Genomic DNA, 11,849 nt, shown 5'->3' with positions numbered 1-11,849 from the left:
ATGAAGACAGAAGATATTGATAAAAACCTGGTATCGGCTACCGAAAACGGAGAGCAGATTAGCCCGATATTGCCGGAAGGAATTAAAAACTACCTTATTGACATTGACGGGACAATTTGTGATGATATTCCAAACGAACAACCCGAAAGAATGTTAACGGCAGCCGTCTATCCTGACGCACTAGCTACATTGAACAGATGGTATGACGAAGGACATATCATTTTCTTTTTTACCTCAAGAACCGAAGCCCATCGTGAGATTACGGAACAATGGTTAAAAATTCACGGATTTAAATATCATGGAATGGTTATGGGGAAACCGCGTGGCGGAAACTACCATTGGATTGACAATCATTTGGTAAAGGCAACCCGCTACCGTGGAAAATTTACAGATCTTGTTGAGAAGGAAGTAACCATACAGGTTTTTGATGACGGAAAACACGAATAACAGGGTAGAATTAGCCCACAACGAAACAATATAAAATATGTCAGAAGTTTTATCAGTGCCTACAATGGCCGAAATGTTAGCTCAGGGAAAACAACCGGAAGTACTCTTCTGGGTAGGTTGTGCCGGAAGCTTTGACGATAGAGCAAAAAAAATAACCAAAGCTTTTGTCAGGATTCTGAACAGGGCAGGTGTTTCGTTTGCAGTACTTGGTACGGAAGAAAGCTGTACAGGTGACCCTGCAAAAAGAGCCGGAAATGAATTTTTGTTCCAGATGCAGGCCATGATGAACATTGAAGTACTGAATGCTTATGAGGCAAAAAAGATAGTAACGGCTTGTCCGCATTGTTTCAATACGTTAAAGAATGAATATCCGGAATTGGGTGGCACTTATGAAGTTGTACACCATACTCAGTTCTTAAAATCTCTTTTGGATGAAGGCAGACTTACTATTGAAGGTGGTCAGTTCAAAGGAAAAAGAATTACTTTCCATGACCCTTGCTATCTTGGTAGGGCTAATAAAATTTATGAAGCACCAAGAGAACTAATACAAAAGCTGGATGTTGAGCTTGTTGAAATGAAACGCTCAAGAGCAAACGGATTATGTTGTGGTGCCGGTGGCGCGCAAATGTTCAAAGATGCAGAGCCTGGAAATAAAGAAGTAAATATCGAGCGTACAGAAGATGCTCTGGAAACAGCTCCTCAGATTATTGCTGCAGGTTGTCCGTTTTGCAATACAATGCTTACCGACGGTGTAAAAAACAAAGAGAAAGAAGCCGAAATAAAAGTGATGGATGTTGCAGAATTGATAGCGAATGCCAAAGACCTGTAAGAAGCTATAAACTGAAGAAATTAATTCCCTCATGAAAAAATCATTATTTGTATTTGTACTATCATTATTCTGTTTGAACGCTAAAAGTCAGGATATTCTTGATGTGATAACAAAAGAAGTTTGTTCCTGTGCTAACGAAAAAAAGGATATGCTGAAAGATGCAGCTTCTGAAAAGGTACAAATGCAATTAGGACTGTGTATTATTTCAAGTTTTTCCAGCCATGAAAAGGAAGTAACTGCCAAATACGGAAATGTTATGGAAGCAGAAGGAGCTATGGAAAAATTAGGGGGTGATGTGGGGATTAAAATGGCAAGTGTTTGTCCGGATGTATTGATGATGTTTGCCGATATGGAATCGGAATCCGGAGAAGAAATAGAAGAAATACCGGCTCTTACCCTTGAAGGAAAGATTATAGAAATAAAACCGGAGCAATTCCTTACCGTAATTGTCAAGGATAATTCTGGCAGGAACTATACTTTTTTGGTATTGACATTCTTTGAAGACTCTAATCTCTTCATAGAGAACAAACTCAAGAAAAACGACAAAGTTTCCGTACAATACTGGGAACAAGAATTTTATGATGCAAAAGCCAAGGATTTCAGATACTACAAAGTAATCCAGGGCATTAAAAAAATATAACAACCATGTACATTCCTTTTGAAAATATGCCAGATGAATCAAGAATCTGGATATACCAATCCAATAGAAAATTCACAGATGATGAAATGGCTGAAATTGAATCAGACCTTAAAGCATTTGTTGAAAATTGGGCGGCCCACGGAACGGGTCTTGAAGCATCTTATTTGCTGCAATACAACAGATTTATCATTTTAGCCGTAAATCAGGAAGTGCAATCTGCAACAGGTTGTTCTATAGATAGTTCCGTACAGTTTATACAGGAGCTGGAGAAAAAATACAATGTCGATTTATTGGACAAGATGAATGTTACATTCAAACTTGGTGAACACATTGCCCACAAACCATTAATCGAATTTAAAAAAATGGCCAAGGAAAAGGCCGTTTCTGCAAACACAATTGTTTTCAATAATCTCGTTAACACTATTGGAGAATGGCACGAATATTGGGAAGTACCAGCACGTGAAAGCTGGCATAGCCGTTTTTTCTAAACCAAATTTTACTTGAATGAGATATTTTGTTATAGCACTACTGTTCATCAGTCAGATTGCCTTTTCGCAGCTTCGTGAGCCTAAATTAGTTTTAGATAGAACCAAAGAAACAATCTGGGTCGACAGCATCTATAATAAAATGACATTGCAGGAAAGAATAGGGCAGCTTTTTATGGTTGCTGCCTATTCCAATAAAGACAGTGTGCATTTTAATGCAATTGACAAACTTATCAGGGAACAACATATTGGAGGAGTAATTTTCTTTCAGGGTGGACCTGTACGTCAGGCAAGACTAACCAATCGTTTCCAATCAAAATCAAAAGTACCTCTTTTTATTGGAATTGATGCCGAATGGGGATTGGCAATGCGCTTGGATTCGGTCATCCGCTATCCGTGGAATATGACGCTTGGAGCTATTCAGGATATGAAACTGATTGAAAAAGTGGGTGAAAAATACGGACAGCAGAGCAGACGAATGGGCGTTCAGTTCAATTTTGCGCCGGTTTTGGATATTAATACCAATCCTAAAAATCCGATTATTGGTAACCGTTCCTTCGGTGAAGACAAGATGAATGTAACCGAAAGAGCATTGGCTTTGATGAAAGGAATTCAAAACCAGGGTGTTTTTGCAACAGGAAAACACTTTCCGGGACATGGTGATACGGAAACCGATTCGCACCATACGCTACCAATGCTGAATTTCACCAAACAGCGAATTAACGATATTGAATTTTATCCATATAAAAAATTGTTCCGTGAAGGCCTTGCCAGCGTTATGGTGGCACACCTGAACGTTCCAAGTCTTGAACCGAAAGAAAATTACCCAACATCACTTTCTTATAATGTAGTAACTAATGTCCTGCAGAACGAGCTTCATTTCAAAGGGCTTATTTTTACTGATGCATTGAATATGAAAGGAGCAACAAATTTTAAGCAACCGGGAGATATTGACCTGGAAGCTTTTAAGGCTGGAAATGATATTTTGCTTTTTGCCGAGAACGTTCCTTTAGCTTTAGAAAAAATTTGTGTAGCCATTCAGGATACTGTCATTTCTGAAAAAAGACTGGAGCAATCAGTAAAAAAAATATTAAGATATAAATATCTTGCCGGATTGAATAATTACAAACCGGTTGAGATTCCGTATATCTATGATGACCTGAATAATGCTGATGCACAAGCCTTGCAATATCAATTGTATGAAAATGCGGTAACGGTTTTAAAGAACGAAAATGAAATTCTGCCAATTAAAGATGTAGCTAATGAAAAGATTGCCTATGTAAAACTGGGTGACGATACGAATACTTCTTTCCTGAACACATTAAGGCAGTACACTGAAGTAACCGAAGTTTCCAATGACAGTTTGCATCTGCTGATTGATGACCTGAAAAAATATACAACGGTCATAATTGGATATCATAAAGCGGATGGGGCCTGGAAAAAACATGATTTTACGGTAGACGAATTGGTCAAAATCCAGGAAATAGCAAAGAATAATAAGGTTATCCTTGATATTTTTACAAAACCTTATTCTCTTATACCTATCAATTCATTCGGTGATATTGAAGGATTGGTAGTTTCTTATCAGAATAGCGATGTCGCACAGAATGTTTCGGGTCAGCTTATTTTTGGAGCAATCGATGCGAAAGGAAAATTGCCGGTTTCCATCGGAACGACCTTTAAGGTTAACGACGGTTTAAAAACAAAAAAACTCAATCGTCTTGGATTTACGGCTGCAGAAAATGTCGGTATGAGTTCAAAAGCACTGGCGAGAATTGACCTTATTGCTAATAATGCTATCGAAAGGCAAATGACACCGGGAATTCAGGTATTGGTAGCAAGAAAAGGAAAAGTCGTTTTCCAGAAATCCTATGGCTACCACGATTATAAAAATGAAGTAAAGGTCAAAAACTCGGATATATATGATGTGGCCTCTCTAACAAAAATTGTGTCTACATTACCGGATGTAATGCAACTTTACGACCAGAAAAAAATTACTCTTGATACCAGGTTAGGAACGATGCTTCCTGCTTTTGAAAATACGGACAAAAAGAATATCACATTTAAGGAATTGCTATCGCATTATGCCAGACTCCAGCCGTGGATTCCGTTCTATCAGGCTACGCTAAATGCAGATAAAAAACCTAGTGATAAGTATTATAAAAATACATTGACACCTGAATTTTCATTACAGGTAGCAGAAAATCTGTTCCTAAGAAACGATTATAAGGATACTATCATTAAGAAAATTGCCGAGAGTAAGTTACTGCCAAAAAAAGAATACAAATACAGCGACTTTACTTTTATAATTCTGAAAGAGTATCTTGAAAAAGAAACCGGAAAAAAACTGGATGTACTGTCTGAAGAGAATTTTTATAAGAAATTAGGAGCGAATAGTACGACCTATAATCCGTTGAGAAAATTCGACATGAGCGTTATACCACCTACGGAAGAAGATAAATATTTCAGATATCAGACCATTCAGGGTTATGTGCATGATATGGCGGCAGCCATGCAGGATGGAGTGGGTGGCCATGCAGGAGTTTTTTCCAATTCAATAGATTTGGCTAAAATTATGCAGATGTATCTCCAAAAAGGAAATTATGGCGGCATACAGTTTTTTAGCCCAGCTACTTTTGACGCTTTTAATACTTGTTATTATTGCAAGGAAGGAAATAGAAGAGCATTAGGTTTTGACAAACAGCAATTGCCAGGAACAACTGGCCCAACATGTGGCTGTACTTCTAAATCAAGCTTTGGGCATACAGGATTTACCGGAACGATGGCCTGGGCTGATCCGGAAGAAGAGCTTATTTATATTTTCCTTTCCAACAGAACCTATCCGGATTCCAATGCACCGAATACTTTGTCAAAAGAAAATGTACGTGAGAATATCCAGAAAGTAATTTATGATGCAATAGAAAATTAGGAGCCTAATCAATTAAAACAACATCATGCAGTCAACGGCTAAAAACCCACAAGAATATTTAGATAGTCTTCCTGAAGAAAGGAAAGAAGCTATGAACAAATTAAGAAATAGTATTCTGGAACAGCTTCCCAAAGGTTTTGAAGAGAATATAAACTATGGTATGCTTTGTTATTGTGTACCATTTTCATTATATCCTGGTGGCTACCATTGCAATCCTGAAATTCCATTACCTTTTTTAAGCCTTGCTTCGCAGAAAAACTTTATAGCATTATATCATATGGGAATTTATGCCGACCCAAAATTGCTAGATTGGTTTGTGAATGAATATCCAAAACATTCTAAACTTAAACTTGATATGGGAAAAAGCTGCATCCGTTTTAAAAAAATGGACCAGATTCCTTATGAGCTGCTAGGGGAACTGTTTGGAAAAATATCACCTGAAAAATGGATTGAGATGTACGAAGGAGCATTTAGAAAATAAAGACTACATAAATAAAAAGCCAATCTTGTTTAGAGATTGGCTTTTTTGATTAAAACTAAAACAAACCTTGCCTTAAAAGATATGTCCGGTATCTTTTTCAGCCAGATATACATTACATTAATGAGATGCTGAGGATTCAAATAGGTTGCGTATCATTTTACCCAAAAGATATATTTTACCTAATTTTTATAATAAATTAAAGATGAATTTCTATAAAAACAGACCACTTGCACTAAAGATTGTATAAGCGTTAATTTTAATGGAAATTCAGTTTTGCCTTACTTTTTTGAGTATTTTCGTTACTCATTTTAGGAGTAATTATGAAAATTGCAATTGTTTGCTATCCAACCTTTGGTGGTAGCGGCGTAGTCGCCACAGAACTAGGTCTTGAACTGGCCAGAAGAGGACACGAAATACATTTTATCACCTATAGTCAACCGGTGAGATTGGCACTTCTTAATCCTAATGTTCATTACCACGAAGTCAACGTTCCGGAGTATCCGCTATTTCATTTCCAACCTTATGAATTGGCCCTTTCCAGTAAGTTGGTTGATATGGTAAAACTGCATAAAATAGAACTGCTCCATGTTCATTATGCCATTCCTCATGCTTATGCAGGATATATGGCTAAACAGATGTTGAAACATGAAGGAATCAAAATACCAATGGTGACAACACTTCACGGAACAGACATTACCTTGGTAGGGAGCCATCCTTTTTATAAACCTGCCGTGACTTTCAGTATTAACAAGTCTGATATAGTTACCTCGGTTTCGCAGAGTCTGAAAGACGAGACATACAAACTTTTTGATATTAAAAAAGACATCGAAGTCATTCCGAATTTTATAGAAATCAACAAACCGCGACTTGATGAAAATGCACCTTGTCAAAGAGCTTTGATGGCTTCAAAAGAGGAAAGAATCATAACACATATCAGTAATTTCAGAGCGATTAAGAGAATTCCTGATGTCGTAAAAGTTTTTGATAAAATTCAAAAGAAAATACCGGCCAAACTGATGATGGTAGGTGAAGGTCCGGAAAAGGAAAAAGCAGAAATTCTTTGTGAAGAGTTAGGAATCAGCGATAAGGTAATCTTCTTTGGAAACAGTAACGATATTGATAAAATATTATGTTATACGGATTTATTCCTGCTTCCGTCCGAAACAGAAAGTTTTGGTTTGGCAGCATTGGAGGCAATGGCTTGTGGCGTTCCGGTTATTTCAAGTAATTCTGGCGGACTTCCGGAAGTTAACTTTAACGGAATATCCGGATATCTCAGCGATGTAGGAGATGTTGACGATATGGCAAAAAATGCACTGGCAATTTTGGAAGATGATGAAGAATTGAGTAAATTTAAACAAAATGCCCTGAATGTGGCAAAACAGTTTGATATCCTAAACATCATGCCTTTATATGAAGCCATTTATGAAAAGGCATTAAAAAACAAGTAATTATGAAAAAACTAATCCTGATGCCTTTAGTTTGTCTGCTGTTTTGTTGCGGCAGTACTAAAAAAGCCACTGAACAAAAACCTGAAAATGTGAACAAGAAGCAACAAACAGCCCTATATCAAATTTTAAGTGAATCTGCCTATCAGGGAAAAGAGGCAAAATCGTATGAAGTTATTAAAGATAAGGCTTCGTTAGAAAAACTATATGAGACTATTAATGATACTCAGGTGCCAAAAGTTGATTTTACAAAAGAAAGAATCGTCGCTTTATTTATGGGACAAAGAAATACGGGCGGTTATGCAATTAAAGTCAAAAATGTGACAGAAAAAGGAGAGAAGATATATGTAGATGTGCAGGAAACCAGTCCCGGTTCCGGTGATATTGTTACCATGGCTTTGACAAATCCTTTTACAATTGTCAAAATCAATTCCACTAAAGAAATCATATTTCAATAAAAAAAACATCCCGAATATTCGGGATGTTTCTTTTATAACTATATCTGTTTTTAGAATGTATAACGGATACCCAATGCGATGTCTGGTCCGAAACTATCATCTCTGAAATCATCGTGGTTGAAATAAAACTCAGGTCTGAAATCTAAAGACAGCATCAAAGGAATATCAAATTTATACTCAATACCTATATCACCGGCAGCAAAGAAGAATGTACCGCTGTCATCAGCTCCTCTGTAGTCATAGCTCCATGTACCAAGACCTCCACCAACACCAGCGTACCAGTTGAAGCCTCCTTCAATGTTCCATACCCATTGGTAAAGACCTGTCAACTTGATAGCATCAACGTGGTTGCTATCTCTCCAGCCTAAGTCTACTTCCAAACGATTGTTGCTTGATAAACCTCTTTGATAAGAAATCTCACCACCAAAACCGTCATTGTCACCAAGACGTAATCCCAATGCATTTTTTGAAATTTCCTGGGCTTGCATACTGAATGCCATTCCCGCTAGCATAAAAGCTGATAAAAATAATTTTTTCATAAAATTTTAATTTAGAGTTTTATACAAGGTAGCAATAATATTGCCAAAAAACGTTAATTTGTGAATAATATAACACAAAAAAGTTTACAAATTTTATAAATTGTTGATAATCAAAGGAAAAATAAGACCGTTTTTAATGGTTTATTTCATGACAAAAAAGCTTGACATCAGTTTTTCGCTCAATTTTGTCTCCATTTCGAGATAGTCTTCTTCAATAATTTCCTCATTTTCGGAATGGCGGTATAGTTTCCACCGTTTTTTGTTGTACTCGAGAGCAGTCAGATTTTCTACCCAATCACCGGAATTAAGATATACTGTTTTTCCTTTTTTAGTTGTCTGGTTTAGTATTTTGGGTTCATGAATATGACCACACACAACATAGTTGTATTTGTTTTCAATAGCCAGGTCTATAGCAGCGGATTCAAAATCCGATATGAATTTAACAGCAGATTTAACTCCTGATTTTATCTTTTTTGAAAAAGAATAGGGCTCTTTGCCCATTTTAGTCAGACACCAGTTAATAAAGCGATTGAGCAGAATCAGATAGTCATAACCAATACCGCCAAGTTTGGCAATCCACTTGGCATGGTGTACGGAAGAATCAAATACGTCCCCATGAAAAAACCATGCTTTTTCACCATCCAAATCTAAAACAAGCTTATCAATGATAGAAAAATTGCCCACTTTTGAATCACTGAATTTACGAAGCATTTCGTCATGGTTTCCGGTAATATAATATACCTGGGTGCCTTTTGAAGTGAAGTCTAAAATTTTCCGGATTACTTTAAGGTGGGATTTTGGAAAGTACGATTTTCGGAACTGCCAGATGTCGATAATGTCTCCGTTTAAGATTAAGGTTTTGGGCTTAATAGAGCAAAGATAATTGTGGAGTTCTTTAGCGTGGCAACCAAAAGTACCCAGATGCACATCTGAGATTACTACTAAATCAACAACTCTTTTTTTCAATTTATTGTGCTTTAAAAGTTTAACAAATAAATAAAAGATCCCCGACATATTACTTATGATAATGTTAACATATAGTGATGATATAATTAAGTTCAAGTCTGTCGCATAATCGCTACATTTGCGATAAAATGAAATAAAAATGGCAGGAAATAGTTTTGGAAATCTGTTCAGGCTTACCACTTTTGGGGAGTCGCATGGAGAGGCCTTAGGAGGAATAATTGATGGTTGTCCGCCGGGAATTACATTAGACATTGAAGCAATTCGCTTTGAAATGTCCAGGAGAAAGCCGGGTCAATCCGCTATCGTAACACAACGCAAAGAAGATGACGAAGTGCAATTTCTGTCGGGAATCTTTGAAGGTAAAACAACGGGCACGCCTATTGGCTTTATTATACCCAATACCAATCAGAAGTCTGATGACTATTCCCATATTAAGGAAAGTTACAGGCCAAGCCATGCCGATTATGTCTATGAAAAAAAATACGGTATCAGAGATTACAGGGGTGGTGGCAGGAGCTCAGCCCGGGAAACGGCAAGCAGGGTAGTGGCAGGAGCTATTGCAAAGCAGGTGACTCCATCCATAAAAATCAATGCGTTTGTTTCTTCGGTTGGAGATATATTTATCGACAAACCGTATCAGGCATTGGATTTTTCTAAAACGGAAAGCAACCCTGTTCGTTGTCCTGATGAAGCCACTGCCAAAAAAATGGAAGATTATATTAAGGAAATACGAAAACAAGGCGATACTGTTGGAGGAACGATAACCTGTGTTATCCAAAATGTTCCGATTGGTTTAGGTGAACCTGTTTTTGATAAGCTTCATGCAGAACTGGGCAAGGCCATGCTTTCAATAAATGCCGTAAAAGGTTTTGAATATGGAAGCGGTTTCTGCGGTGCAAGAATGAAAGGAAGTGAGCACAATGACCTTTATAATCCGGATGGTACTACGAAATCAAACCTTTCAGGCGGTATCCAGGGCGGAATCAGTAACGGAATGGATATTTATTTCAGAGTGGCATTTAAGCCTGTTGCGACCATAATGCAGAAACAGGAGACTTTGGACATCCATGGCAATATTGTAGAAATGCAGGGAAGAGGAAGACATGATCCATGCGTTGTTCCAAGAGCTGTACCTATAGTTGAAGCTATGGCTGCACTGGTTTTGGCAGATTACTATTTATTAAATAAAATTTAGCCTTTATATTTTTACATTTAACAATTATTAAGCTGGAATTTTAACAGTAAAAATTGTATGCTTATAAGTTTTATCATTAATTTCGTCGAAAATCATTTAAATTAAAAAACATGAAAAAACAATTACTTTTTGCAGGACTTTTATTTGGTTCTGTTTTTAGCATGAATGCACAAACAACAATTTACTCACAAGATTTCACTACTGCTACTGGTTCTGGTCTTTCCATTATTGATGCAGATGGAGATGCAAACAATTGGGGTTTATTTACGGGAAATGCTACTACTGCTGCTTGGGGATTAACAGGTAATTTTGCAGGATCTAGATCTTGGAACCCAGCAACTGGAACACCTGCAGGACCTTTGACTCCTAATAACTATTTAATTACTCCGGAAATAACCATACCTGGAACTGCAGGTCTGACTACTACGTTAAGTTTTAAAGTTGGAGTTAATGATCCAACTGCTTTTGCTGAACAGCTTTCAATCTATGTAATTCCTCCAACAGCAAACACTGCAGAACTTATAGAAGCACTAACACCTGTTTTTAATAGAACAATGGATGTATCTAACGCACAGACTGCCATTACTTATACTGTTAATATTTCAAATTCTGCGGGTCAGACAGTAAGAATTGCTTTAAGACACCATGATTGTACAGATCAAAACTTATTATATTTTGATGATCTAAAAGTAACTCAGGCTGCATTATCTACAAACGAATTCTTGGCTTCTCAATTAAAAGTTTATCCAAACCCATCAAATAATTTTGTAACGATTACAACTGATGCTAATGTTTTGTTTAATCAAGTAAGTTTAACGGATTTGAACGGACGTACAGTTAAAACAGTTGAATTAAATGGAGATTCTTCTGCTCAGGTTAATATTTCTGAATTGGCTGCAGGAGTTTATATGATGACAATCAATTCTGATCAAGGTTCAGTAACTAAAAAGATTATCAAAAACTAATTAGTTTTTAAGATAAAAATAAAAAGCCAAACTTAAAGTTTGGCTTTTTTTATTATAAGAATTTTGCTTTTAATTCAGGTGTAGGAATCATACAGGCCTCTTTTTTCCCATACCATTTGTATCGGTTCTTGGCGATGTAATCATATACCGTATTGGTTAAAAAGTTAGGGAGTATAGAAAACCAACTAATAGCTGTGTATATACCTCCCAATTCTTTGGCAATTTTTAACGCGGCCTGGGCTTTGTAATAATAAGCTTTGCCAGGTTCATACAATAAAATAGAATCTATTTTTGAAGTATCAATACCAATATGTTTTATTATTTCCAGACCTATTTCTGATTGCAATGCTACAAACCGAAAAATATCTTTTTTATCATGTTTGATGATAAATTGTATAGAAGAATCACAGAGATTACAGACTCCGTCAAACAAAATGATTTTTTTATCCTGGGGTAAGTTCATTATG

13 protein-coding genes are annotated in these 11,849 nt (G+C 36.7%); 10 read left to right on the top strand and 3 right to left on the bottom strand.

Features of this window, described 5'->3' with window-relative positions; translation table 11 throughout:
• The 8 genes from B0G92_RS13690 (at position 1) to B0G92_RS13655 (ending at position 7,717) form a co-directional block, all read left to right on the top strand.
• Entirely contained in the window at positions 1-447 is a 447-nt protein-coding gene (locus B0G92_RS13690; protein ID WP_056073381.1) for an LNS2 domain-containing protein, read from the top strand.
• A 37-nt stretch (positions 448-484) separates the two neighbouring features.
• The gene (locus B0G92_RS13685; RefSeq protein ID WP_101472638.1) at positions 485-1,276 is read left to right on the top strand and encodes a (Fe-S)-binding protein; all 792 of its coding nucleotides are present in this window, start codon (positions 485-487) and stop codon (positions 1,274-1,276) included.
• Positions 1,277-1,307: 31 nt separating this feature from the next.
• Complete coding sequence (locus B0G92_RS13680) at positions 1,308-1,916, top strand: hypothetical protein (RefSeq protein WP_143395047.1); 609 nt, start codon at positions 1,308-1,310, stop codon at positions 1,914-1,916.
• Between the two features lie 5 nt (positions 1,917-1,921).
• On the top strand, positions 1,922-2,404 hold the full coding sequence (locus tag B0G92_RS13675; RefSeq protein ID WP_056073387.1) for a hypothetical protein: 483 nt from the start codon (positions 1,922-1,924) through the stop codon (positions 2,402-2,404).
• Positions 2,405-2,420: 16 nt separating this feature from the next.
• Positions 2,421-5,330 (top strand): serine hydrolase domain-containing protein, encoded by a 2,910-nt coding sequence (locus B0G92_RS13670; protein ID WP_101472636.1) that lies wholly within the window; start codon positions 2,421-2,423, stop codon positions 5,328-5,330.
• Between the two features lie 25 nt (positions 5,331-5,355).
• On the top strand, positions 5,356-5,811 hold the full coding sequence (locus B0G92_RS13665) for a DUF1801 domain-containing protein (protein WP_101472635.1): 456 nt from the start codon (positions 5,356-5,358) through the stop codon (positions 5,809-5,811).
• Between the two features lie 320 nt (positions 5,812-6,131).
• Complete coding sequence (bshA, locus tag B0G92_RS13660) at positions 6,132-7,262, top strand: N-acetyl-alpha-D-glucosaminyl L-malate synthase BshA (RefSeq protein WP_056073396.1); 1,131 nt, start codon at positions 6,132-6,134, stop codon at positions 7,260-7,262.
• 2 nt (positions 7,263-7,264) lie between these two features.
• Complete coding sequence (locus B0G92_RS13655) at positions 7,265-7,717, top strand: protease complex subunit PrcB family protein (protein ID WP_101472634.1); 453 nt, start codon at positions 7,265-7,267, stop codon at positions 7,715-7,717.
• A 50-nt stretch (positions 7,718-7,767) separates the two neighbouring features.
• Here B0G92_RS13655 and B0G92_RS13650 read toward each other — a convergent pair whose 3' ends face one another.
• Positions 7,768-8,256: a hypothetical protein gene (locus B0G92_RS13650; RefSeq protein WP_056073402.1), complete on the bottom strand. Its 489-nt coding sequence runs from the start codon at positions 8,254-8,256 to the stop codon at positions 7,768-7,770.
• Positions 8,257-8,397: 141 nt separating this feature from the next.
• A complete protein-coding gene (locus B0G92_RS13645; protein WP_101472718.1) occupies positions 8,398-9,222 on the bottom strand; it encodes a UDP-2,3-diacylglucosamine diphosphatase in 825 nt (274 codons plus the stop codon).
• Between the two features lie 139 nt (positions 9,223-9,361).
• Here B0G92_RS13645 and aroC point away from each other — a divergent pair, with 139 nt between their 5' ends.
• Together aroC and B0G92_RS13635 are read left to right on the top strand one after the other, a co-directional pair.
• On the top strand, positions 9,362-10,417 hold the full coding sequence (gene aroC / locus B0G92_RS13640; protein WP_101472633.1) for a chorismate synthase: 1,056 nt from the start codon (positions 9,362-9,364) through the stop codon (positions 10,415-10,417).
• A 110-nt stretch (positions 10,418-10,527) separates the two neighbouring features.
• Positions 10,528-11,382, top strand: a complete 855-nt coding sequence (locus tag B0G92_RS13635) for a T9SS-dependent choice-of-anchor J family protein (protein WP_101472632.1) — start codon at positions 10,528-10,530, stop codon at positions 11,380-11,382.
• 52 nt (positions 11,383-11,434) lie between these two features.
• On the opposite strand, the gene B0G92_RS13630 is transcribed toward B0G92_RS13635, so the two are convergent.
• Complete coding sequence (locus B0G92_RS13630) at positions 11,435-11,845, bottom strand: thiol-disulfide oxidoreductase DCC family protein (protein ID WP_180326450.1); 411 nt, start codon at positions 11,843-11,845, stop codon at positions 11,435-11,437.
• Positions 11,846-11,849 lie beyond the last annotated feature (4 nt).

Source organism: Flavobacterium lindanitolerans (assembly GCF_002846575.1).
Taxonomy (GTDB): domain Bacteria; phylum Bacteroidota; class Bacteroidia; order Flavobacteriales; family Flavobacteriaceae; genus Flavobacterium; species Flavobacterium lindanitolerans.
The sequence above is the reverse complement of the archived record's forward strand: the minus strand, read 5'-3'. Positions and strand labels throughout refer to the sequence as shown.

Bases quoted from the DNA above. Each gene is read 5' to 3' on its own strand.
- B0G92_RS13690 (WP_056073381.1), top strand. From the start codon at position 1: ATGAAGACAGAAGATATTGATAAAAACCTGGTATCGGCTACCGAAAAC.
- B0G92_RS13685 (WP_101472638.1), top strand. From the start codon at position 485: ATGTCAGAAGTTTTATCAGTGCCTACAATGGCCGAAATGTTAGCTCAG.
- B0G92_RS13680 (WP_143395047.1), top strand. From the start codon at position 1,308: ATGAAAAAATCATTATTTGTATTTGTACTATCATTATTCTGTTTGAAC.
- B0G92_RS13675 (WP_056073387.1), top strand. From the start codon at position 1,922: ATGTACATTCCTTTTGAAAATATGCCAGATGAATCAAGAATCTGGATA.
- B0G92_RS13670 (WP_101472636.1), top strand. From the start codon at position 2,421: ATGAGATATTTTGTTATAGCACTACTGTTCATCAGTCAGATTGCCTTT.
- B0G92_RS13665 (WP_101472635.1), top strand. From the start codon at position 5,356: ATGCAGTCAACGGCTAAAAACCCACAAGAATATTTAGATAGTCTTCCT.
- bshA (WP_056073396.1), top strand. From the start codon at position 6,132: ATGAAAATTGCAATTGTTTGCTATCCAACCTTTGGTGGTAGCGGCGTA.
- B0G92_RS13655 (WP_101472634.1), top strand. From the start codon at position 7,265: ATGAAAAAACTAATCCTGATGCCTTTAGTTTGTCTGCTGTTTTGTTGC.
- B0G92_RS13650 (WP_056073402.1), bottom strand. From the start codon at position 8,256: ATGAAAAAATTATTTTTATCAGCTTTTATGCTAGCGGGAATGGCATTC.
- aroC (WP_101472633.1), top strand. From the start codon at position 9,362: ATGGCAGGAAATAGTTTTGGAAATCTGTTCAGGCTTACCACTTTTGGG.
- B0G92_RS13635 (WP_101472632.1), top strand. From the start codon at position 10,528: ATGAAAAAACAATTACTTTTTGCAGGACTTTTATTTGGTTCTGTTTTT.
- B0G92_RS13630 (WP_180326450.1), bottom strand. From the start codon at position 11,845: ATGAACTTACCCCAGGATAAAAAAATCATTTTGTTTGACGGAGTCTGT.